Origin of the sequence: Lancefieldella parvula DSM 20469 (assembly GCF_000024225.1) — a bacterium.
GTDB lineage: Bacteria > Actinomycetota > Coriobacteriia > Coriobacteriales > Atopobiaceae > Lancefieldella > Lancefieldella parvula.
This window is the reverse complement of sequence record NC_013203.1, coordinates 478,798-503,555: the sequence shown is the minus strand read 5'-3', so window position 1 is coordinate 503,555 and position 24,758 is coordinate 478,798. Positions and strand designations below refer to the sequence as shown.

At 40.3% G+C, this 24,758-nt stretch carries 21 protein-coding genes; 3 read left to right on the top strand and 18 right to left on the bottom strand.

The genetic code is table 11. The features are described from left to right. Window positions 1-89: 89 nt before the first annotated feature. The 8 genes from APAR_RS02240 to APAR_RS02205 all read right to left on the bottom strand — a co-directional run bounded on the left by APAR_RS02240 (window position 90) and on the right by APAR_RS02205 (window position 9,209). Complete coding sequence (locus APAR_RS02240; RefSeq protein WP_245526062.1) at window positions 90-1,451, bottom strand: DNA recombination protein RmuC; 1,362 nt, start codon at window positions 1,449-1,451, stop codon at window positions 90-92. Between the two features lie 64 nt (window positions 1,452-1,515). After that, the gene (locus tag APAR_RS02235) at window positions 1,516-2,931 is read right to left on the bottom strand and encodes a S1C family serine protease (protein WP_012808522.1); all 1,416 of its coding nucleotides are present in this window, start codon (window positions 2,929-2,931) and stop codon (window positions 1,516-1,518) included. Window positions 2,932-3,124: 193 nt separating this feature from the next. Beyond that, window positions 3,125-3,799 carry a winged helix-turn-helix domain-containing protein gene (locus APAR_RS02230; protein WP_012808521.1) on the bottom strand — a complete coding sequence of 225 codons (675 nt, stop codon included), beginning with the start codon at window positions 3,797-3,799 and terminating at the stop codon, window positions 3,125-3,127. A 155-nt stretch (window positions 3,800-3,954) separates the two neighbouring features. Beyond that, complete coding sequence (locus APAR_RS02225) at window positions 3,955-4,815, bottom strand: amino acid ABC transporter ATP-binding protein (protein ID WP_012808520.1); 861 nt, start codon at window positions 4,813-4,815, stop codon at window positions 3,955-3,957. Next, on the bottom strand, window positions 4,815-6,245 hold the full coding sequence (locus APAR_RS02220) for an ABC transporter permease subunit (RefSeq protein ID WP_049754776.1): 1,431 nt from the start codon (window positions 6,243-6,245) through the stop codon (window positions 4,815-4,817). The genes APAR_RS02225 and APAR_RS02220 overlap by 1 nt, the downstream gene beginning before the upstream one ends. Before the next feature lie 104 nt (window positions 6,246-6,349). Further along, entirely contained in the window at window positions 6,350-7,201 is an 852-nt protein-coding gene (locus tag APAR_RS02215) for an ABC transporter substrate-binding protein (RefSeq protein WP_012808518.1), read from the bottom strand. Window positions 7,202-7,563: 362 nt separating this feature from the next. Continuing rightward, the gene (locus tag APAR_RS02210) at window positions 7,564-8,877 is read right to left on the bottom strand and encodes a glutamine synthetase family protein (RefSeq protein ID WP_012808517.1); all 1,314 of its coding nucleotides are present in this window, start codon (window positions 8,875-8,877) and stop codon (window positions 7,564-7,566) included. Window positions 8,878-9,005: 128 nt separating this feature from the next. Continuing rightward, window positions 9,006-9,209 (bottom strand): FeoB-associated Cys-rich membrane protein, encoded by a 204-nt coding sequence (locus APAR_RS02205; RefSeq protein WP_012808516.1) that lies wholly within the window; start codon window positions 9,207-9,209, stop codon window positions 9,006-9,008. A 300-nt stretch (window positions 9,210-9,509) separates the two neighbouring features. On the opposite strand from APAR_RS02205, the gene gpmA reads away from it, so the two are divergent. Together gpmA and APAR_RS02195 are read left to right on the top strand one after the other, a co-directional pair. After that, the gene (gene gpmA, locus APAR_RS02200; RefSeq protein WP_012808515.1) at window positions 9,510-10,271 is read left to right on the top strand and encodes a 2,3-diphosphoglycerate-dependent phosphoglycerate mutase; all 762 of its coding nucleotides are present in this window, start codon (window positions 9,510-9,512) and stop codon (window positions 10,269-10,271) included. Between the two features lie 174 nt (window positions 10,272-10,445). Next, window positions 10,446-11,903: an MFS transporter gene (locus APAR_RS02195; RefSeq protein WP_012808514.1), complete on the top strand. Its 1,458-nt coding sequence runs from the start codon at window positions 10,446-10,448 to the stop codon at window positions 11,901-11,903. Window positions 11,904-11,932: 29 nt separating this feature from the next. Here the strand turns inward: APAR_RS02195 and APAR_RS02190 are convergent, their stop codons facing one another. From APAR_RS02190 to APAR_RS02140, 10 genes are all read right to left on the bottom strand, one after another. Continuing rightward, window positions 11,933-12,778 (bottom strand): AraC family transcriptional regulator, encoded by an 846-nt coding sequence (locus APAR_RS02190; RefSeq protein ID WP_012808513.1) that lies wholly within the window; start codon window positions 12,776-12,778, stop codon window positions 11,933-11,935. Window positions 12,779-12,882: 104 nt separating this feature from the next. Beyond that, on the bottom strand, window positions 12,883-13,254 hold the full coding sequence (crcB, locus tag APAR_RS02185; protein WP_012808512.1) for a fluoride efflux transporter CrcB: 372 nt from the start codon (window positions 13,252-13,254) through the stop codon (window positions 12,883-12,885). Window positions 13,255-13,265: 11 nt separating this feature from the next. Next, window positions 13,266-15,086, bottom strand: a complete 1,821-nt coding sequence (locus APAR_RS02180) for an ABC transporter ATP-binding protein (RefSeq protein WP_012808511.1) — start codon at window positions 15,084-15,086, stop codon at window positions 13,266-13,268. Further along, complete coding sequence (locus APAR_RS02175) at window positions 15,079-16,881, bottom strand: ABC transporter ATP-binding protein (protein WP_012808510.1); 1,803 nt, start codon at window positions 16,879-16,881, stop codon at window positions 15,079-15,081. The genes APAR_RS02180 and APAR_RS02175 overlap by 8 nt, the downstream gene beginning before the upstream one ends. Window positions 16,882-16,926: 45 nt before the next feature. After that, entirely contained in the window at window positions 16,927-18,753 is a 1,827-nt protein-coding gene (gene aspS / locus APAR_RS02170; protein WP_012808509.1) for an aspartate--tRNA ligase, read from the bottom strand. 181 nt (window positions 18,754-18,934) lie between these two features. Beyond that, window positions 18,935-19,723: an ABC transporter permease gene (locus APAR_RS02165; protein ID WP_012808508.1), complete on the bottom strand. Its 789-nt coding sequence runs from the start codon at window positions 19,721-19,723 to the stop codon at window positions 18,935-18,937. Beyond that, window positions 19,713-20,615 (bottom strand): ABC transporter ATP-binding protein, encoded by a 903-nt coding sequence (locus APAR_RS02160; RefSeq protein WP_012808507.1) that lies wholly within the window; start codon window positions 20,613-20,615, stop codon window positions 19,713-19,715. The genes APAR_RS02165 and APAR_RS02160 overlap by 11 nt, the downstream gene beginning before the upstream one ends. Before the next feature lies 1 nt (window position 20,616). Continuing rightward, complete coding sequence (locus APAR_RS02155; RefSeq protein ID WP_012808506.1) at window positions 20,617-21,855, bottom strand: class III lanthionine synthetase LanKC N-terminal domain-containing protein; 1,239 nt, start codon at window positions 21,853-21,855, stop codon at window positions 20,617-20,619. A gap of 260 nt (window positions 21,856-22,115) precedes the next feature. Further along, window positions 22,116-23,474 carry an alpha/beta hydrolase family protein gene (locus APAR_RS02145; protein ID WP_245526069.1) on the bottom strand — a complete coding sequence of 453 codons (1,359 nt, stop codon included), beginning with the start codon at window positions 23,472-23,474 and terminating at the stop codon, window positions 22,116-22,118. Window positions 23,475-23,614: 140 nt separating this feature from the next. Beyond that, entirely contained in the window at window positions 23,615-23,860 is a 246-nt protein-coding gene (locus APAR_RS02140; protein ID WP_012808504.1) for a hypothetical protein, read from the bottom strand. A gap of 202 nt (window positions 23,861-24,062) precedes the next feature. Here APAR_RS02140 and APAR_RS02135 point away from each other — a divergent pair, with 202 nt between their 5' ends. After that, window positions 24,063-24,716, top strand: coding sequence for an HAD family hydrolase (locus APAR_RS02135; protein ID WP_012808503.1), 654 nt, complete (start codon window positions 24,063-24,065; stop codon window positions 24,714-24,716). The last annotated feature ends 42 nt before the right edge of the window (window positions 24,717-24,758 follow it).

Genomic DNA, 24,758 nt, shown 5'->3' with positions numbered 1-24,758 from the left:
TTTTCATCTCCTCTCGGACCGTACTAAATTTATATTCTTCTTTGGTTTATCATGAATAACTTATCAATTAACAAAAAAGAGAAATCTACTTACTTCTCATCCTCATCTCCATCATCTACCATGTCACTAATCCCCAATGTTTTTTGAGCTTCACCGAGATTTTCTAATGCGGTAACGGTTCTCAATTTTCTACTCATAACATTTGTTCTTGTAGTCAAAATGGTATCCAGAGCTTTTTCTGCTTTTTGCACTTGTGATCGAGCCTTTTCTAGCTGACCTTTATATGTCTCGAATTCAGTCTTAACTGCCGATAAAACCCGCTGAATCTCATCAGCATGTTTTTGGATTGCAACAGATTGAAATCCCATTTGAAGACTGTTAAGAAGCGCAGCCATAGTGGAAGGTCCACACACATTAACACGATATTCTCTCTGCAACTGCTCAAGTAAACCTACTTGACTTACTACTTCTGCATAAAGTCCCTCAAAAGGAAGGAACAAAATAGCAAAGTTAGTTGTCTCTGGTGGAGCAATATACTTTGTTGAAATATCTTTTGCCTCTGCCTTAATGCGAGCTTCCAAACTCTTTTTAGCAGCAATAATAGCCTCTTCATTCCCGGTATTGATTGCATCTACTAAATGCTCATAGGTATCACCAGGAAACTTAGAATCAATAGGAAGCCAAACGCTCTCCCCTGACTCTCCAGGTAGCTTAACAGCAAACTCAACGCGCTCAGAAGAGCCAGAAACAGTAGCAACATTCTCTTCATACTGCTCAGGAGAAAGAATATCTCTAAGGATTGCTCCTAGTTGGATTTCTCCAACAATTCCACGAGTCTTAACGCCAGAGAGAACTTTCTTTAAGTCTCCAACACCCTCTGCAAGGCCACGCATTTCTCCTAAGCCTTGATGAACTTGCTCAAGTTGCGTGGACACACGCTGGAATGATTGGGTCATACGTTCATCAAGTGTCTTCTGAAGTTTCTCGTCAACGGTCTGGCGCATCAGCTCAAGTTTTGCTTCATTCTCTTTGCGCATATCACTAAGCTGTTTATCAACAGTCTCTCTAACCTTACCAAGCTGCTCAGTTGAGGTCTGAGAAGTTGTCTTCATGTTCTCGTCAACACGACGCTGAAAAGCATCAAAGCGAGCATCAAGCTGAGCAATACGCTGGTCAGTCTGCTTTGTCTGAGCTTGCAGTGTTGTGGTGAGCTTCTGATCAACTACCTCTCTTACCTGATCAAGCTTTGTATCCATTAGTTGATGCATAGCAGTCATATTGTCTGAAATGCGACGATCTAAATCTTGAGAGTTTCTTAAAAGCTCTGAAGATGATGTTTGATTTTGTTCTTGCAGTGTCTTTACTTGCGAAAGCTTAGAGGAAAGTGTAACAAGACCCACGATTAGTAGAATAAAAACTACAGTCAAAACTAATAGCACGAGTAAATCCACAAGACTCCCCTAACTCACAGCACGGCAAATAAATGCACCATTTAAAGCAAACACAACCTATAAATTAACCAAAAATTCCGTAAATTGCTTCTGCAATGCTATTAGTAATACTCTCTACAAAATTCTCAAATGGATTATCGGAATCAGTATCGCTGTCTCCATAAGGATTAGTGAAGTAATCCCAGAATTCCTGCCACCAATTTTGCTGACGATAATGTCTATAGGAATCATCATCATCCTCAGTACGATCCTGTTTATCATCAGTGTCGTTTGTATTGTTCTTGTTATTCTTTTCTTTATCTTTCATAGAAGAAAGCGTCTCATCAGAACCAAGAGTGACATTGATGGTAAGACGGTCTTCTCCACGCATGATTTCTACAGGAACTGTCTCTCCAACCTTATGAGAACGAACGGCAATGATAGCTGCATCAGCAGAAATTACGCGCTCTCCACCAATAGAGATAATGACATCTCCCTTTTTAATACCGGCGTTTCCTGCAGGACTATCATCGAGAAGACCTGCCACATAGGCACCATAATCTACTGAAAGATTATTGCGCTTTGCAGCTCGTGGAGTAACAGTCTGCATAGAAAGACCAATATAAGCATGCTTTACCGGCTGACCAGAAAGAATCTGATTTGCAATATCAATGGCATAGTTAATAGGAATTGCAAAACCAATACCAGCAAACGACTTAGTGTCAGACGAGTACAGCGTACAAATACCTACAAGCTGACCATTAGAGTCAACCAAAGCACCGCCAGAATTACCTGGGTTAATAGCAGCGTCAACCTGGATGAGGTTGGCATAAATAGTGGTTTCTCCACCTTCTGTTTCAAGCATATCGCCACGAGAAAGCGCAGATACAATACCTGCAGAAACAGAATGATCAAGGCCAAACGGACTACCAACACTCATAACCCAACTACCAGGGGCCAGGTTATCGGAATTGCCAATCTCAATTGGGGTTACACTATCTCCCTTGAGGTCAGCATGAAGGACAGCAAGGTCAGAGGTAGGATCTGTACCTACAACGGTGCAGTCATATTCTTTATCATTAATTGAAATAGAGAAGGTATCCATACCCTCGATAACGTGGTAATTAGTAAGAATATCTCCATTTGTGTTCAACACAACTCCAGAACCGGTTGAACCAGATGAATCACTAGTAGCTTTAACAGAAACGACCGAAGGCAAAACCTTAGAAGCTACCGTTTCTGCCGTCTTGGTGTCAGTTGGTTCTGCAGCAGGACGAGCCGCTGCTTGAGAAATAGTTGCCTGACCAGACACTGCAGGGAGTTTAGCAACTCCCTCTCCCAAAGCAATTGTAGGAACGCATACAACAGCAAAGGCAATTGCACAAGCTGTTCTTTTTATGCTTGAGCTACGAAGCTTAGACATAAACCCATCACGCTTAACTGGCGAGAAACGCTTATAAACAACGGAATCTGTGGTTAAACTATATGTTTTGTTCTCCATAGACATCCTCCTTAACATCACTTTGATGCAAACTACTAACGTAAAAACTCCACGCTTAGCATTATTTTTCAATATGTGTATTCTACACGTTACGCCGGACAAAAATTCGTCTCTCATTGTTGGGAACATGCTCAGACATCGCACTGACAAGTTCAGCGTATGCAAATTGCAATAAAACCTTCTATAGCTGTGATTATGCTCTGAAAAGATAACCCACGCCTCGCACTGTCTCCAAATGAGCGGCTGCCTGAGGACCAATCTTTGAGCGAACGCGTCTCACGTGAACGTCAACCGTTCTGGTACCACCGCAATACTCAAAGCCCCAAACGCGCTGTAAAAGTGCCTCACGCGAGTACGCACGAGATGGATGAGTTGCCAAAAATGACAGTAGCAGATACTCCATATAAGTAAGATCAACTGGAGATTCATCAATGTAAACTTGATACGTTGCCAAATTAATCTTTATATTGTCTACAATAACCAAATCTCTAGAAGTGCTCTCAGTACCTGGCCACAAAAGCAGCGAACACCTTAGACTAAACTCCTGGATAGTTGCAGTAGACAAAATAAAATCACTCTTACCTTGAACAGGTAGAACAAATTTAGAAAGATTATCAAGGTCAGCAACAAATAGTCGAGCAATTCCACCATTTTGCGCGGAATAATTCTCAACGGTACTAACAACATCTTGAGAAAGATCTTTTTGATCAAGAATAATCAGATCAAAAGTATGACCAGAAACTGTAGCCTGCGCAAATGAAGCTACATTTGCAAGAGCAATAGAAACATCAATGACATGCGAAAGTTCACGCATACGTTCATGTAAGCGTGTCGTTGCAGATACAAGAAGAATATTCTTGTGATGCATCGATTCCCCCTAGGATAAGCTTAATCTTAACAAGCATACCACATGCTGCGGATAAAGAGCAGATATACCTCATTATCTGCAATTAGGACGAGAAGAATTTCTCGCCCTAATTTTATTTTTTAAAATATACATATTAATTGTAAAAAGTATATGTTTTAAACAATAGCGCCAATGAACTCAGCCGTTCGAGAACTCTGCGGATTGTTGAAGATGGCATCGGGAGTGCCCTGCTCAACTACAACTCCTCCTTCCATAAAAACTATGCGATCTGCCACGTCTTTTGCAAAACCCATCTCATGCGTTACCACAATCATAGTCATACCAGAATTCTTTGCCAGATCACGCATAACATCCAAAACACCACGGACAAGCTCAGGGTCAAGCGCAGAAGTAGGCTCGTCAAAAAGAAGTACATTTGGATGCATAGCCACGGCGCGAGCAATTGCTACACGCTGCTGCTGTCCTCCGGAAAGAGCGCCAGGCTTAAAGTCTGCCCTATCAGCAAGACCAACAGCCTCAAGTTGCTTTAATGCCTCGGCTTCCGCCTCTTCTTTTGACTTTCCTAAAACCTTAATTTGACCAATCATTACGTTTTCTTTGACAGTTAAATGGCCAAACAGATTGAACTGCTGGAAAACCATTCCTACATCTCTGCGAAGGGCGTTAACCTCAGCTTCATTGGTACCCGTAATCTCTTGATCTTCAATAAGAATATGACCTGCAGACGGGGTCTCCAGCAGATTAATACAACGGAGCATAGTGGACTTGCCTGAGCCCGAAGGACCAAGCACAACCACAACTTCGCCTGGCCAGACAGTTAGATTAACGTCATTCAAAACATGCGTTGCTCCAAATGACTTATTAAGATGCTCAATACGAACAATAGGATGTTCCCCTGCTTCAAAGGCATGGTTAGTAAGCAGCTTATCGCGCTCAAATGCCTCTTGTGCAGCAATCTCAGCGTCCAAGGCAGGATATTCTGTGTTTGATTTCTTATTGAAAGAAAAGAACGACATTAGTTTTCCTCCTTAGAAATAGCTTGAGTTTTACTAGTTTTAGTACTTGCGGTTTGACCTGTTTCTGACTGCTCCATGCGTTTCTCGATACTTCCAACCACCTTAATAAGTGGCAGTGTAATTGCCAAATAGAACAGAGCCGCTGTCATGTATGGAGTCATGTTTCCGGTTGATGTGGTGAGGTTTTTAGCAAACATCATCAGCTCCATAACACCTACAGAAGAAAGTAGCGAAGTATCTTTGTAAGAAGTAATAAAATCACTGGTTAGAGGTGGAATCACTCGGCGAATAGTTTGAGGAATGATGATAAATGTCATGGTTTGGAAGCGATTCATACCAAGAGAACTTGCTGCCTCGTACTGACCCTGAGGAATTGACTGAATGCCAGCACGGAAAATCTCTGAAAGATAGGCAGAAGAATTAATGGCCACTACAATAAAGCCAAGCAGATTGGTGTCCAAATTGATGTTCAGCATGGGAAGACCAAAGAACAAAATATAAATCTGCAGGAAAAATGGGGTACCACGCAAAAGGTTAATATATACCACCGCTAGGGCACGCAGGAGTGGATTCTTAGAAATCTTAAGCAGTGCAAATCCCATTCCTAGCACAATGGCCACAGGATAGGCGCAAATTACAATTGCCAGACAAACCAGCCATCCCGGGAATAACATCACAACTGAGGAGACAATCAGCTGAGGTTTTAAGAACATACCCAAAAAGTGGTTTGAGTTCCATGCTTCAACCCAAGGCTGAACATCAAGCCAATTTACAATGGCCTGAACAGGTGTATTAGAAATAACGGTGATTTCAGGAGAAGAGACAAGCTTTTGAGTCCCCTGCTCAGTGGTATAGGTTCCTTCAACAGTGTACGCGCCTCCGTCAGAAGGAAACTTCATACCGGAAATCTCAACGCGAATAAGCTTTTGAGCATCTACAGGTGTTGCAAAAGAAATGACAACCTGCGTTCCTTGCACGCTTGCAGTTGCTTCGATCTTCTCGCGCGTAAGACCTGAAAGAACGGTTACCTTAGTAGTTGCACTCTGCAAATCAGAGCCCTCAGGAAGCTGCAAAGTCAGCTGAGATATCTGCTCATCCTCAACTGTTCCCTCCCAGGTCAAGCGTGTCTCTTTGCCACCAATAACACCATTACCTTCCGTCTGATTTGACTTAGCTGTTGCCTTGTTTGTGGTGAGAGCAAACGCACTCTCAGCAGAAAACACGCTCAAGCTCATGAAGAACAATCCACTCAAAAGAAACGTGGCGAGAAATACTACAAACAAAGAGGAATACACGCGTACATGCGGACACTTTGACTCAGCAGAATCATGAGCCATATTCTGAGGCATAGATTCAGCCTTGAAACTCGCTGATGATATGCACAAGGACAGCTGCTGTCCGGACATAGTTTTGTGCAAAAGTGCAATCACGTGATACTCCTTTGGTGCTTGAGGTGCGATAAATCCTGACGCTTAAAACAATGCAGTGCTTGAAGCCAAATCTGACTTCAAGCACTTTTATTGAGCTGATAAAACTAGATATTAGAGCCAAACCATTTGGTTTTAAGAGCAGTCATAGTGCCATCTTTTTCCATATCTGCGAGAACCTTGTTAATTGCTTCAGTCAGTGCAGGATTGTCCTTGGAAACGGCAATGCCGTACTGCTCACCTGTTGGAATCTCTTTTGCAATTGTCAGATCAGAATATGAAGTGCTAATCAAATTAGAAGCAACAGGCAGATCAATGACCATCGCGTCATACAGACCAGTCTGGACTCCTGCCATTGCTGCAGCAACGTCGTCTACAGAAACAATAGTTGCATTTGGAAGGTTCTCTTTAGCCCAATCCTCACCAGAAGTTCCTGTCTGAACAACAATCTTCTTGGAGGCATCATTGAGCGTCTGCTCAGTCTCGGTACTGCCAGACTTAACAACAAGGGACTGATTAGAGTCAAGGTAAGAAGTAGTGAAGTCTACTTCCTGGGAACGCTCATCAGTGATGGTAATACCTGCAATAGCAACATCTGCCTTACCGCCCTGTTTAATAGTTGGAACAAGGGTGTCAAACTTCTGATTTGGCAGGTAAGTAACTTCGAGGTTGAGTCTCTTAGCAATCTCAGTAATAAGATCAACGTCAAAGCCAACAGGAGTGGTTGAATTACCTTCAAAATACTCAAAAGGTTGGAAACCAAGTTCTGCGACAACAGTCAGATGACCCTTAGTTACCAATGTATAGCCAGACTCGGACTGTGAAGTTGTGCTCTGCTGAGCAGTTTCTTGTTTAGGTGATGAGCAAGCTATAAGGCCCATAAGTGCACACGCCATAGAAACAACTGCAACGCCCTTCAGAGCAGTCTTTTTAACTGTAGTTGCAAATGAAGATTTCATATCTGCCTCTTCCTGAATAAATCTGAGCTGAAATTCGTTGGAATGAATTATAGAAAGCAAATATGAAAAATCTACTTATATTTTTCTATACTATTCTCGTTTTTATTGCATAAAAATGGCGAGAAGAACAACTTCTTTGTATAAATTACTATTATTTAGTCATTCTATCCAATAAAGACCAGGTAAAAGTAATTTTTTCAGTTCATAAAACGGTAACAATTTGAAAAAAGCGGCTCAAAAATAGCTTAGAGAAGCAAGTAAAACATTCTTCTTACCAAAATGTTTTCTCACAAAAACCCTGCTCTGAATAAATCAGAACAGGGTTCAAAAGTAAAAACATAAAAAGCAAACGAAATACTTACTTAGCAGCCTGCGTAGTACTTGTGGGTATCCCAATCGGTAACTGTAAGGCAGAACTCACGCCACTCCTCTGCCTTGCGCTCACACAGATACGAGAAGATATGCTCGCCAAGAGCATCTTTGAGAAGCTCAGACTGCTTGAAGCGTTCAAGTGCCTCTCCAAGATTAGTTGGGAGTTTCTCGCCATAATCGGCAGGATTTCCGCCCACAAACTCCTCAGGAAGCGAGAGGCCCTCTTCAATACCCTTGAGTCCAGCCATAAGCGTAACAGCATTGGCCAAATAAGGATTTGCAGTTGGATCAGGAATGCGCAGTTCAGCGCGGGTGGCAACGTGCTTTCCTGGCTTATGCGTAGGAATGCGGACCATGGCAGAACGATTTTTGCGACCCCAAGTTGCATATGCTGGAATAGCATCGCGATCAAAACGCTTATAGGAATTAACCGTTGGATTAGTAATAAGCATGTACTCAGGGGCGTACTTAATAAGACCAGCAATGTAGTGCTGTGCAAGTTCAGAAAGGTGAGCTTCATTTTCAGTCTTTGGAGCCCAGAACAGAGACTCACCATCGTGGTTAAGAAGCGATTGGTTCAAAAGCATGGCTGAGCCAGGAACACCCTGAAGAGGCTTTGGCATAAACGAAGCAAATACACCGTGAAGTGTTGCAATATGCCTGATAACCAAACGAGCAGTAACAATATTATCTGCACAGGTTAGTGCCTCTGCATAACGAAGCTCGACGCCATTTTGTGCAGGACCAGCTGCGTGGAAAGAATACTGAACAGGAATTGAAAGATTCTCAAGCGCACGAGATGTGGAATAACGAAGACTATGGCTGAGGTCAGCGGAATTCAAATCAAGGTATCCTGCCTGGTCAATAGGCTTTGGTTCAATACCATTCACAAAGTAAAAATACTCAAGCTTTGGACCAACATTTGCAACATATCCAAGATCTTCTGCTTTAATAAAAGCATTTTTAAGCACAAGTCGTGGGTCACCTGCAAAGGCTTCGCGTCGAGGAGTTTGAATGTCACAAAATACATTTGCAACTACACCATCATCTGTCTTCCATGGAAGAATCTGGAACGTATCTGCATCAGGAAATGCGAGAAGATCTGACTGCTCCTGAGAGGCAAAACCATCAACGTTAGAGCCATCAAAACCAATGCCCTCAACAAAAGCCTCTTCTAGCTCCTCAGGGGAAATGGAAAGAGCTTTTAATCCGCCGAGTACATCGGTAAAGCAAAGGCGCAGGTAGCGAACATCTCGCTCCTCTACCGTACGAAGAATATAATCAATCTTCTTATCTGTACTCATATGGCCTTCCCGGGTCAGAAAACTGGAATCATAACTACCATGACACATTCTTGTTACGGCTATGTTTCCACTTCTCCAAAACCGGGTGAACGGCAAAAATTATTAATGAAATTGTGACAAATGACTTATTAAGCGTCAAAAGCCTTGTCGACATCAGAAATCATTTTCTGTGCAACACCGCAATGTCCATCGCCACCATGATGAGTTCCACAGCTGCTAGATGAAGAACAACCAGAGCAAGAACCCTCTTTTGCACTCTTAAGCTGAGAACGAACACAAAGAACAACAAGGGCAATGACGATAAGGACGATCAAAATATCAATAGGACTCATACTGATACTCCTCAATTTGTTAACCAAGGCATACTATACCCTCATTGCATACTTACATACGCTAAATCATAAATTATTTGAAGAATCTAAACTCTCGCTAAAGAAGTTGAAATACTCTTTGAGTCAGAATTAGTGCACGCATTACGAAAAATCTTTTAGACATTGATTCGCACGTATTTTTCGGCGTGCGGTAAAATATTATTCGCAAGCGTTTTATCTTGCAGCTGTGTGCAAAGTATTACCAAAAACTTTGTGTACCACGCATGGTACACAAAGTTTAACGCGTAGAAAGGAAGCCTTATGGCTGAAGATCAGTACATGCACCTTGTTATTGTTCGCCATGGTGAGTCTGAGTGGAACAAGCTCAACCTATTCACCGGTTGGACCGACGTTGACCTTACCGAGACTGGTCATGAGGAAGCAACAGCTGGCGGTCGCGCTCTTAAAGAGGCTGGCTACGACTTTGATGTTTGCTACACTTCCCTACTCAAGCGTGCTATTCACACTCTGAATCATGTTCTTGATGAGCTTGATCGCAATTGGCTTCCTGTTCATAAGACTTGGCGTCTCAATGAGCGTCACTACGGCGCTCTGCAGGGTCTTAACAAGGCTGATGCTGCTAAGGAGCATGGCGAGGATCAGGTAAAGATTTGGCGTCGCTCCTTTGATGTACAGCCACCAGCTCTTGAGCCAGGTGACGAGCGTGATCCTCACATTCAAGAGATGTTCCGCGATGTCCCAGCAGAGGACCTTCCATACACAGAGTGCCTGAAGGACACCATTGCACGCGCATGGCCTTACTTTGAGCAGGAGATTAAGCCACAACTTGAGGCTGGCAAGCGTGTTCTCATTGCTGCACACGGCAATAGCCTTCGTGCTCTTGTTATGCAGTTTGAGCACCTCACTCCAGAAGAGATTCTTGAGGTCAACATCCCAACCGGCATTCCTTGCGCATATACCTTTGATAAGGACTGGAACATTGTTGACAAGCACTATATTGGCGATCCAGCAGTTATTGAAGCAAAGATTAACGCTGTTGCTAACCAGGGCAAAGCTAAATAAACTGTTTGCCAACACGCTATATTGCTAAGCAGAACGGGGTGGTTTTTAAACCACCCTGTTTTTTTCTATAAGTTTTAGTTATATAGGCCTTTGTGCGTATACAAAAAATAATGCTCTATTCATGCTACGATATACCGTCGAATTAGTAAGCCTACGCGGCAATAAAGGGGATTCATGTTTGAACGAAAGCTCAATACAAAACTTGTTCTTTCTGTAATTGCAACAGGAATTATGTCCTTCTCGGGAGTTGTCGTAGAAACTGCCATGAACGTGACGTTTCCGACATTGATGGAAGAATTTTCTATTGGTACCTCAACAGTACAGTGGATGACCACATCGTACCTTTTGATTCTTGCCATCATCATGCCTATGTCATCATTTTTAAATAGACGGTTCAAAACTAAAAGTATTTTTACCGTAGCCATGATCTTCTATATCAGCGGCATTCTCTGCGGATTTGCTGCTCCAACGTTTATGTTATTGCTGCTTGGCCGCATTTTAGAAGGAATTGGCACCGGTCTAGCGCTGCCCCTGATGTTCAACATCATTACCGAGCAGGCTCCACTTAAAAATATGGGCGTCATGATGGGCATTGGTATGCTTGTTACCGCCGTTGCTCCTGCAGTAGGGCCTTCAGCTGGTGGCTGGATTGCAGAACATCTTGGTTGGCGAATGATTTTTGCCGGTCTTCTTCCCTTCTTGATTGTAGCGTTTGTGCTGGGAATCAGTTCAATCCAACAGAGCCATGAGACTGAAGTTATTTCTTTTGATGTCTTTGGCTGGCTACTTCTTACCGTAAGTTTTATTGCGCTTATCTTTGTTATTGACGAGTCCGGCGCGTTTGGTCTTCTTAGCATTCCTGTTTTGCTTGCAATGGTAATTTTTGCTGGATCACTCGCGCTCTTTATACGCCACGAGAACTCGCTTAAATCTCTAACTAAATCATTGCCTAACAAAATGCAATCCTCTAAACAATCTCCTAAAATTCCTCTCATTGACCTTGCCGTATTTAGCGAGAAAGCCTTTGTACTTTCACTTTTTGCCATTATTGCTCTACAGTTTATTATTCTTGGTCAATCCTATCTTTTACCTAATTTTTCTCAACTCACTCTAGGAGCAGGTGCTACTGTCGCAGGAGCACAAATGCTTCCAGGATGCGCAATTGGTGCAGTTATGGCGCCTATTTCTGGTCAGATATTCGATAAACTAGGGGCTCGCAAACCTATCATGACAGGCATACTTTTCTGTCTTATTAGCGAGATCCTTTTCTTAGCGTTTACTCCCCTGCTCACGGTAGAACTAATTGCTTGTATTTTTTGTATCTTTACCATAGGTCAAGCATTACAGATAGGAAATAACTTTACCGTTGCGCTCAAGCACCTACCAGAGAACTTAAAGGCAGACGGCAATGCTGTAATCAATACTATGCAGCAGCTCTTTGGTGCACTAGGCACCAGTATTATTTCTGGCATTGTAGCCGCATCACAACTTGGCACCTCTGACATAGCAACAAGTACCCTTGCAGGAGCTCAAAATGCACTCTTTGTACTCGTATGCGTAGCTTGTATTCCTCTTGTTACTATGGGAATAGTATTATTTGTACTTCCTCGTAAAGAAAATATAAAAAAGTAAGATAAAAACTTCTGATATTACAGTTACCCTTACGCCTTCGAAGCCTTTACAACAGGAATCCAAAGCTCCATCTCATAGGCAGAATCATTCATATCGCCTTCGCTATACACTTCAAAATCAGGAGTTCCAGCATGCACATAACCATGCTCCGGGAAGAAAACTTCCATCACATACTTCCATCCATCATGAATGCACGTAGGGATAGGACCGTGCAATTTTACAACAGCATATTCTGCCTCGGGAATATCTACAATTTCGAGCCCATACTTTTGGGCACGGTCTACATCAGTCACATCAAAACCAGCTAGATAGTTTATGCTGTTAATATTCTCTACGTCATAGCACATGCCAAAACTCTGACCATTCCCAATTTTAGACAACTCTTCAAAACTGCATTTTGAAAACAACTTTTTCCATACGCCATTGCATAATGAAGTTTCAATCTCTTGAGCACTGATGCCAGCAATCTTAAATCCCGGCTTCCTTTGAATCTTAACCTCCATAGTTCTACCTCCCTGTATGCTTAAAGCTAACTGAACACGCGAGAAAACCTTGAACGGTTTTCCACTCCTTACCTCGGTAGGGGTAAATCCATGGAATCTTTTGAAGGCAGCTGTAAATGAATCAGCTGATTCGTAGCCATACTTCATAGCTATATCGATAACTTTCTCGTTGGTATTTCTGAGATTGACGGCTGCCTGAGACAGTTTCCTATTCCGAATGTATTCGGATAACGTCATATCAGTCAAAATAGAAAAAATTCTGCTAAATAATGGAAATGAATATCCCGAAAGTTGGGCAATTTTCTTTTCATCAATAGTATTAGCAAGCTCAGTATCAATATAGTCAATTGTATTATTGAACGACTCTATCATATACGCATTCCACCTCCCTAATCCCCTACGTGCTTTAGCTTAACAAGCAGAAAAATCTGTGCCCTAGAGTCAACGTACAAAATATCAAGGTCTAAATGGTTATGCTATGAAACAGCAGCTGCTACTTTCAATCCAATAAAAACGGCAACCAAGCAAGTTATAATGTTAGCCGCAATGTTCACGCCTGCAGCAGTCCAGTTACCTGCCTGAATAAACGCAAGCGTTTCATTTGAGAAGGTCGAGAAAGTCGAAAGTCCTCCGCAAAGACCAACAGCTAAGAAAAGCTTTACCTGCGGCTGAAGAAGACTTGCAAGATCTATTCCTGTCACAAAACCAATAATCAAACCTGCAACTACATTTGCAGCAAACGTGCCAACTGGAAGATTAGGAATCCACTGTTTAAAGAGAACTCCCAACTGCCAACGACCTAAACTACCAAGCGCTCCACCAAGAGCAACAGCTAAAGCTTCAAGCACAATAAACGCCTCTACTCAAGTTCACGTGAGCCGGTATAAAGCTGATAATACTCACCATGCTGAGCAATCAACTCATCATGAGTGCCGCGCTCAATAATGCGTCCATGTTCAAGTACCATAATGGCATTTGCATTACGTACCGTAGATAAGCGATGAGCAATTACAAAGACGGTACGACCTGCCATAAGGGCATCCATGCCCTTCTCGATAAGTGCCTCAGTACGCGTATCAATGCTGGAAGTTGCTTCATCTAGAATAAGTACGGGAGGATCAGCAATAGCAGCACGTGCAATAGCCAGAAGCTGTCGTTGACCTTGAGAAAGATTAGCACCGTCGGAAGTAAGCACAGTGTTGTAACCACGAGGCATGCGGCGAATAAACTTGTCCGCGTTTGCAATCTTTGCTGCAGCAATAACTTCGTCATCGGTAGCATCTAACTTACCAAAACGGATATTATCTGCAATGGTACCGGTAAACAGGTGCGTGTCTTGCAATACAATGCCCAAAGAAGAGCGAAGTGCTGACTTCTTAATATCGTTAATAGGAATGCCATCATAAGTGATAGTGCCACTGCGAACATCATAAAAGCGGTTAATAAGATTGGTAATAGTTGTTTTACCAGCACCTGTTGAACCAACAAAGGCAATCTTCTGGCCAGGTTTTGCAAACAAAGAAAGGTTAGCAAGAACCGTCTGTCCCTCGTCGTAACCAAAAGTTACCTCATCAAAGCGTACGTCTCCAGCAAGAGGGATTTTCTCGCCAGATGGTTTAACCCATGCCCAAGATTCGTCACCTGACTCGTAGCCACTTACGCGAAGCAGTTTAACCTTACCCTCATCAACCTCGGGAGTCATCTCCATAACAGCAAAGATGCGCTCGGCACCGGCAAGAGCAGTGAGCAGGAAGTTGGAGAGCTGTGTGAACTGGTTGAACGGCATGGCTGCCTGGCGAACAAAAACCAGGTAGGATGCAAGACTTGCAACATCAGCGTGTCCATTTACAGCCAAAAGTGCTCCAACCACGGTAACTACTGCGTAGTTAATGTAAGTCAAAGAAACAGTAATAGGAACCATCGTGGCTGCGTATGACTGAGCGCTTGTTCCAGAGCTTCTTAGCTCCTCATTCACCTTTTGAAAATCAGTAAAATTAGCATCCTCATGATTAAAGACTTTAACTACCTTAAGTCCAGAAATGGTCTCCTCTGCAAAGCCATTAAGAACACCAAGGCTCTTTTGTTGCACTGAATAATGCTTAGCTGAACGCTTACTTGCATAACGCGCATATACTACAATCAACACATCAAAGAGAATAGTAATAAGCGTCAACTGCCAATTAAGAACAATGAGCAGCACAAGTGTACCAACCATCTGAATAAACGCCAGAACAAGATTGGCAAAACTATTGTTGAGCGCTTCTGAAATAGTATCCACGTCATTTGTAAAGAAACTCATGATATCGCCACGCGTACGCTGGTCAAAAAACCTTAACGGCAACGACTCAATATGCTCAAAGAGGTCTCGTCTTATGTCAAAAACAATCCTCTGAGCAGCGCGAACCATGATTTGCGTGTAACCCACACTAGTAAGAGCACCAATTGCATACACAACAGCCGTAAACACAATGAGATTGGTGAATGCGTTTACGTCTCCCCTGCCCACCGCAGCAACAACAGGCTTAATCATATAGGTGCCAAGGAGCGCAGCTAAACCACTAATAGAAACAAGAAGTGCCACCAACATAAGGCGTTTCTTAGCATGACCCAAGTACGAAACAAACACTCTAATGGTATGTCCGATATTTTGAGGACGTGCTCCTCCTGCGCGATTAGCCATGTGACACCTCCTTACCAGCAGCGTCAATGTCTAGCTGACTACCACCCATCTGAGACTCATACAACTCTCTGTAAATAGGACTCTTGGCGAGAAGTTCTGCGTGAGTTCCCGTCATGTGAACCCTGCCATTATCAAGAACGACAATCTGATCTGAGTCCATAACTGAGTTAACACGCTGGGCAATAATGATTTTTGTCATGTCAGCAAGTTCAGCTAGACCTGCGCGAATCTTTGCATCAGTGGCAGTATCAACTGCGCTAGTTGAGTCATCAAAAATGATAATTTTTGGCTTCTTCAAAAGCGCGCGGGCAATACAAAGACGCTGCTTCTGACCACCGGAAACATTGACGCCACCTTGACCAAGGTCTCCGTCCAAGCCACCAATCCTGTCAAGAAACTCATCAACACACGCAATAGAGCAAGCGTGAAGCAGTTCCTCATCAGTTGCGTTAGGATCTCCCCAAAGTAGGTTGTCGCGGACGGTACCGCTGAACAGCACATTTTTCTGAAGCACAACAGATACCGCGTCACGAAGTGAAACAAGATTGTAGGAGCGGACGTCATTCTCGCCAACAAAAACGGTGCCTTCAGTTGCATCGTACAAGCGAGCAATCAGCTGAATAAGCGTAGTTTTTCCGGAACCTGTTCCGCCAAGAATACCAATAGTAGAACCTGGCTCAAACGAGAGGCTAATATCTTCTAGGACGTCTTCTTCTGCATCTGAGCTGTACTTAAAAGACACATTTTCAAAGCGAACTGCACCATTCTTAACATGAGTCAAACCATTTTGTGGAGACTCAATAGCAGGCTCTTCAGAGAGAATCTCTCCGATTCGACGCACACTAGTAATGGCTCGAGCAGTAAGCAAGAACACGCCAGAAATCATCATAAGAGAGTTCATGATGAGCAAGACATAACTCATGAATCCTGTGAGTTCGCCAACTCCTAATCTACCTGCCATAATCATTTGACCACCAAACCAAAGAATGGCCACGTTGGTGACATACATAGAAGCCTGGAAAATTGGCAGGTTTAAAACGGAAGTTCCAAAAGTCTTTGTGGCAGTCTGCGCATACTGTGTATTAACCTTTTCAAAACGCTCAGAGACATATCCTTCTCGAACATAAGCCTTAATCGCGCGTACTGCGGCAAAGTCTTCCTGCAGAGCCTCGTTAAGCTTATCCATTGCGCCTTGCATAACCCTGTATAGAGGACTAACGCGCTTCACAATAAAAAAGAGTGCAATAGCCAAGAACGGCAAAACAGCAAAATACACTATTGCCAACTCTGGACTCATAATAAACGCCATAACCAAGCCCATAACCAGCATAATTGGTCCACGCATAAACGGGCGCGTACCCATTGCAAAGGCATTCTGAATAATAGTAACGTCTGATGTAAGTCGTGTGACCAAAGAGGATGAATCGTATCTATCAAGATTTGCAAAAGCAAACTCTTCCATACGACGGTATTCATCTTGTCTTAGCTGAGCACCTAGTCCCATAGCCGCTTTTGCTGAGTAACGCGCATAACCAATACCAGCAAGCATGGCGAGAAGAGCAAAAACAACCATCACAATACCGTTTACAAAAACAATCTGAAGGTTACCTTGCAAAATACCCTGATCAACAATCTGGGCCATGAGTATAGGAATCATCAATTCAAGCAGGGACTCTGTGAATACACAGAGTCCCGACATGACAAAATCCTTTTTATACGCGCCAAAATGATCCAAGATAACCTTTAACTCAGCGCGAGCAGATGGGCTATTTTCTTTTACAGAAACATCATTCATTGCTAAAACACCATGTACCTTACTATCTTGCGTTGCTTAGTTCACTTATGCCTCCTTTGGAAGCGTTTGAAGCGAAACCTCCTTAAGCTGTTCGTTAGAAACAGGCGAAGGAGCACTAGACATCAAATCAGAACCAGAGGTAGTCTTTGGAAAGGCCATGACATCACGGATGGAATCAGATCCTGTCAAAAGCATACATACTCGGTCAAGACCAAGGGCAAAACCACCCATTGGAGGAGCACCAAACGTTAAAGCCTCCATCAAGAAGCCAAACTGAGCCTTTGCACGCTCTTCAGTAAAACCAAGCTTCTCAAGAATTTTAAGCTGCAAGTCAGCATTATGGATACGCATTCCGCCGCCACCAGCTTCAAAGCCGTCCATAACAAAATCATACGTATACGAACCCATAGCCAAAGGATTAGTATCCAGAAGGTCAAGCTCTTCCTCACGAGGAAGTGTAAAAGGCTGGTGCTCAGAAGCATACGACTGAGTCTCTTCATCCCAGTGGAACAGCGGAAAATTAACAACCCAGAGGAAATCATGACCTTCTCGCGGTACCTCAAGTACCCTGGCCATATGTAGGCGCATACCACCAAGAATCTCATCAGTTTCAAGACGTCCGCCAACTGCAAACAGAATCAAGTCTTTTGGTTCAGCAGACATCTCTGCACGCAGAGCCTCAAGCTCTTCTGGCGAGAAGAACTTTGTGATTGGACCACCAACGGAGCCGTCTTCCTTGAAAGCAACCCATGCAAGGCCCTTGGCACCAAAGCCTGCTGCAACCTCAGCAAGTTTATCTACTTGGGAACGAGGCCATGTACCCGCTCCCTTAACGTTAATTGCCTTTACAAACTGGCCCTCGGTATTTGCAGCAGAGCTAAAGAGCTTAAATCCAGACTGCGCAAAGACGCCAGAAACATCATGGAGTTCCATGCCAATACGAGTATCTGGCTTATCGGAGCCATAGGTATCCATAGCGTCCCAGTACTGAATCTTACGCAGTGGAGTTGGAAACTCAATGCCCATCTTTGCAAATGCATCGCCGAGAATATCCTCGAGCTCTGACATAACATCATCTTCACGAACAAAGGACATTTCCATATCAACCTGTGTAAATTCAGGCTGCCTATCCGCACGTAAGTCCTCATCACGGAAGCATTTAGTAATCTGATAGTAGCGCTCAACACCACCAATCATCAGCAGCTGCTTCAACAGCTGTGGAGACTGTGGTAGTGCATAGAAGTTTCCACCCTGCATTCTGGATGGAACCAGAAAGTCACGAGCTCCCTCAGGGGTAGATTTAAACAGCGCTGGAGTTTCTACCTCGGTAAAGTCACGTTTATGGAATGCCTCGCGAAGTGCAAACGCAAAGTCAGAACGTAAACGAAGATTCTGTGCCATCTGAGGACGACGAAGGTCAACATAACGATACTTCAGACGAAGATCCTCATTTACGTCAATATGATTCTCAATTTGAAATGGCGGAACAGCACTGGTATTCAAAACATCAATCTTAGAAGCGAGTACCTCTACCTCACCGGTTACCAACGCCTCATTAGTTTGCCCCTCAGAACGATGCTGAACAGTGCCAGTAATCAAAACAGGCCACTCAGGACGAATAGTTTCTGCCGTTGCAAATACATCTGCATTCACATCTGGGTCAAACAGAATTTGAGTCAAGCCTTCACGATCACGAAGATCAACAAAGATAAGACCACCAAAGTCACGACGACGCCAAACCCAACCGGTAAGCGTAACGGTCTGACCGATATGCTCAGCCCGAAGCTCACCGCAAGTATGTGTATGCATACTGTGTTGATCCACAGCTGCGTGAGCAGAATAATTTGGAGTAATTTGCGCGGAACAATCCATTTCAATCCTTTCGTCTTTGCTTCCCTGTGCCAAATCGGAAAGCACCTTTAAGACGGCAAAAACGTGTAGACGGCACGTTCTTGCTCATAGGTTATGTATTTTACTCTCTATACGACTCAAATATCTCTAATATTACAATTGTCCATTGGTCTTATACTAATTGATTCTAAGCTAAAATGATTTAATGCTCTCCACTTGCATAGTCAACTTTTTTAAGAACATTACCAGCAATAATCAGTGATAGTAAACTAATCACTATGGAAATAAAAGTCATCTTCCAATCCAAATTTCCAATCAAAATATCTCGAATTAATTCAAGTTGATATGTTAATGGATTACATCTTGATATAACTTGAAGAATCATAGGAGCATTATCAAGAGAATAAAATAGTGGTGCGGCAAAAATCAAAGGCGTCATTACTACACTCAAAATAAAATCTCGCTGTTTATAATCATTAATTAGCAATGCAATACAAGAAAAAATTGATGTCCAGAATACAATAAAAATACACAGAAACAAAAACATACCAATAACTTGCCAAAGACTTATCTGCATACCAGTAATCATTGAAATAGCCAAAAGAATTATTAATTGAAGCAGCGTTACTACAAAAGGAAGTGTTGAAATGCCCAACACATAACACTCAGGATTAATGCCACTCTCAAGTTTAATCGGCAAAATATTCCATCGCTTATCTATAACCAACCTATAAACACTTTGATTCATTTGTTGAAATAAGCACATAATCAAAATGCCAGCAAATGCAAATGATAAAAAGGACATATACTGTCCATGAAAATATATATCTCCAAATGTTGACTGAATTCCTATTGCATAAAAAACATAATACAAAATTGGAGTCAATAAGCTGCTGTATATTATGTGTTTATTTGACTTAAGTGCATTAAGCTCTGTTTCTACAACGATGACAAATGATGAAAGACCAAAACTCTCTTTTTTAAAATTCATTAGCAGATCCTTCCAAAATTATTTGTCGCAGTGTCAAATTATTAAAAGTAATATTCTTTATTGAAACAAACTTCTGTAACTTACCGATAAGAACAGGCAGTTTAAGAAAATAATCTTCACTTATTGTCATTTCATTTTCTTCAATTGAAAAAGGACAGCAAGACATTAAATCTCTTTGATTATCAGGCGATAACAATCCATCAAAAGTAATTCGTGCCAATTTTTCATAAGAGTACTGTAAAAAGAAGTCGGAAATTCTACCGAAGAATTTTAATTTACCATCTTCAATTAATAAAACCTGATCACAATACTCCTCCAACAAACCAAGATCATGTGAGGAAACAAGTACTGTACAGTTTCTGTTATCACATTCTTTTCTTAAATATTTAAATAAATTATCCCCTTTGATTACGTCCAACCCGGAGGTTGGCTCATCAAGAATGAGAAAATTTGGTTTGTGGACTAACGCTCTTGCAACCTGTACGAGCTGCTGCTGTCCTCCAGATAAACCATCAGGTAAAGATTCTTTAAACTCGAACAATCCAAGTAAATTTATAATTTTATGAGTGCTTATCTTAGCATCGCTAGATGTTTGTCCACTTAATCTTGCACCAAGGTACACATTGTCAAAGACATTTAAATACCAATCGATTGATTGTTTCTGTAGACAAACTCCAACATCTCTAAAGGGTATCTCTTCTTCAACAGTAATTTTTCCGTCATACTTCTTTAATAGTCCAGCAACCAAATTCAAAAAAGTTGATTTACCTGCACCATTCTTACCAATTACCGCTATAAATTCACCTTTGGAGATTTCTAAAGAGAAGTTCCGAATTCCTTTATCGGAATTATGATAATGATACGATACATCATCAAATTTAATGGATTTCATTCTATCTTTCCTCCTCTATATACTCTTTAAGTATTCTTAGACAGTCTTCTAGCGAAGTGGTATTTTCTTTAGACAAAATAAAACTAAACTTGTTATAGACATAGTCTTTAGTATCCTCATTAACTTCATTATTTTCTAACAACGTTTTATATTGAACACTATTTTGTAAATAATAATCTATCATTGCTAATGAAAAAATAAACTGCCTACTTGGCTGTACGTTATCGTGCATAAATCCAGGCGTTCCGAAATTGTAAGTTGGTAAGTCTTCATCAATTGAACGAAAAAACTCGAAATCGATTAATTTTATCTTATTCCCTTTTAATAACAAATTTGATGGCGCAATATCAAAAGGAATAAATCCATTACACACAATCTTTTCTAACTCTGAAATTATTCCACACATTATAAGTTTTCTTTTTTTCCTAGAAACTTCTTTTAATAAAAAATCTTGAAGCAAATGTCCAGTCATGTTCTCTTCGACAATTACATAACAGTCCTTGTAATAAAATGAATCTATCATATTTGGAATAGAATTTAGCTTTTCACATGACTTCAACAACTTATATTCATGCTTAAATAATTCAAAACCTGAATAATCTAATCCTTCACCAATATGATTCCACATTTTTATTATTACAATTTTGCGATTACAATTCATTATTCCGAGATAAACACATGACTTTCCTCTCGCTCGGATACATTTAATCGGGGTGAACTCTTTTATAATAGAAAGTTCTTTCTGAACATATTTCAAGTCATCTGGGATTAAATTTTTTGTAGTTGAAGTGCTTAATCGATTATCAATAAAATTTTCATCTGACTTAAACTCTCCATATCGATAATATATAATTGAATCATTCGTATATCTACAATCTGAGGGAATTCTAATTGAAGAAAACCCAATTGTTAAAATATGAAGAGCAGGAACAATACTAACGAGCTCATTTTCCGATTTTGGATAAATTGTTATAAATTTACCTAATTGAGAATAACCAAACTCACCACTATTCTCTCGCATCAAAATTTGATCAGATACAAGAACCTTAAATAATAAATTTTTTTCTTGTAAAAAAGGATACACTGCTTTAAAAATATACTCAGAATTTTGTGGAATTGCAGAAATATGTACTTTTATTCCAGAAGTTGGTAAATTATCATAAATATTATCACTTGGATAAGCCCAAATTCCAAGTTGATCTTTTTCAATATTTTTTAAGTAATCCTCTGCCCTAAACATTAAAACCATTCCCATAGATTGATAAGTTTTTATTTATTGCCAATACGTATAGACTATGCATATATATTAAAAGTAATTCCTTTTTGTCTTTAACATTTTTTTCTGATAAATACCTATGTAAATCAGATAAACTGAACCGTTCTTGCCTATTTACATAAAAAGACTTAACAATAAAATCATAGTATAGTTTGTAGTCTGTTATCTCATGCGAAGATTCAATGAATAGATTTAACGAGTCGATCAACGGTGTTTTAACTTTTCTAATCATTTTCCATCTCTTTCATCAAGATGCGAGCTACATCCAATTTGTCCAATAATGACATTGATATATGATTCAAATTTTTAAGAATGGATAGTTTGAAGTTATTTTTAATGCAAAATTGTTCTATCTGTTCAAGAGGGCAATAAGTATCATTCAGACCATGAATAAAAGATAAATTTTTTACATCTAAAAAATTTATATATACTGGGTCAATGCTATACTTATTCTTCTCATAATCATTTAATAAATATAAAAGAATGACATTCCGAGCAGATGAAAATAAATATTGAAACATAACGTTACAAAATCCAGAAATAGAGACGAACTTGATAAATTCTCTTGTACTAAATCTCTTTGAAAGGAGTATAGACAGGTAGCCTCCATAGCTCATCCCAACTACTACTAATCTATTAATTTCGTAATTTTTAATGAAATTTTCAATAAACTCTTTGATTAACTTTACATCTAACTTTCCTCCCCTATTAACTAATGAACTCTGATATTCACTTGTATATCCGCTACTTCCAATATAATTCAAAAACAATAGATTGCAATTTGTCTCTAAGAGACATTTATAAAGAAAATCATAACGATTTACAAATTGACCAGTCGGACCCCCGTGCAAAAAAAGAACATAGTCTTTTGATTTCTTATTACCAACAAAATAATATGGCTGTAATGTGCTTGAATCAATACAATAAGAAATTGACGATGTGTTCGTAAAATGAAATTTATCATACTGCTTTTCATCTAGACAAGCCAATTGAGGTTCATTCAAAAAATTTGACCAAAGTATAATTAACTTGGATTTAAATATTCCCCCAGACTGTATAAATCCAGGAATTGTCCACCGAACTTTTTCTTCAGCAACAATTTCAGTATTTAATCTATTATATTTAAATTGAACTATCGCATTATTTATTTTTCCTACAAAGCTTACTTGACCATATATTGAAAGGGTTGAAACAAAATTATCAATAGCATTTTGCTGATTTTGATTCAAATTGCCTATATTTTCTTTTACTTCTTTTCCATAGCATGATATCTCTTTTATAGTTATATCTTTATTTATAATAATATCATGTTTTACAATAGAGCAATAATTGATACTTTTTGAAAAAGTTGAATAAACATATTCCGATGAATCCAAAGATATAATCTTATGAATCCTATATGATGGCAATGTAAGCACCATTCGTTTCTTTAAAATTGGATCAAAAATAATAAAGTAATTCTCAAGCATTAAACAAATACGTGAACCGACCCAAAAAACATCCAAAACCCTAAAAGAAAAACTCCAACTAATATAACCAAATGCATTTAAATAAACTATTAAATTAAAACGACAGCCTTCCATTTCAGTCACAACACAATAAGAGTCTTTCTTATCTGAAACAGAAAAAAACAATATCTCTTTGATTAATATATCTTCGGGACTTGAAAATATGCAATATTTACAAGTCCCGAGATAATAAAAATTATACTGTTCTATAACACTCATTTAATTACTGGAGTAGTCTTTGTGCAAAGACTTGAATGCGCACCTGATAATGCTCCGGCAGCAACCTGCTCACTTCCGCATAATTCTGCTAACAAAGAAAAATCTGATGTACTTAAAGCTTTGTATTCATTTTCATTAAGCTGATAATTCTTCAAAAAACATGAAGGATCATCAAGAAAATCAATCGCTAAAGAATAATCAGATTGTAGGGCGGTTACCAATTTACGAAAATCATCACTCATTTGTTTCTCCATTCTCGAAGCATAAACCTAATGAGCTCCTTTGCTGAATTTTAAATAATTTTGTCGTTTATGAAACAATGTTTAAGAAATACATAAATTTTACACAAAAAATCTTACAGTCATACTGAATAATACTTTAACCAATTACTTTTAAGCTGAATATAAGCTCAGTATAATTCTATCTATAACAAAAGGAGTACAAATGAGTTATAAAGCCGCTGTTTTTGATCTTGATGGCACATTACTCAACACTATAGATGATCTTGCTTGGGCAACAAATTATGCCCTCAAGCAATTTAATATGCCTACTTATACTGTTGATGAGGTACGTCAAATGGTTGGAAATGGAGTTGCAAAACTAATTCGCGATGCTGTACCAGAAGATACAGATGACGCAACATATCAGCAAGTACTTGCATGCTTTAAAGAACATTACGCTGACCATAGCCTAGATAATACTGTACCCTACCCTGGCATTCTTGATGCTATTGACATTCTAAAAGCGGCAGGGGTCAAATGTGCGGTTGTTTCAAACAAACCAAATTTTGCCATTGCAGATTTAATGAAAAATTTCTTTCCCGGAAGATTTGACTTTGCTCTTGGACAACGCAATGACTTAAAAAGAAAGCCAGATGCAGAACCCGTACACTACACTCTGGCTCAAATTGGCGTTAACCCTAAAGATGCTGTTTATATTGGAGATTCTGAAGTTGATGTTAAAACAGCACAAAACAGCAACATGCCATGCATTAGTGTTACCTGGGGATTTAGAGATAAAGATACACTTCTAGCTGCAGGAGCAACTACACTAGTAGATACTGCAGATGAGATGGTACAGAAGATTCTTAACAATTAAAATCTATAAAGAAATAATCATTCCGCCTAAGTAACAAATATA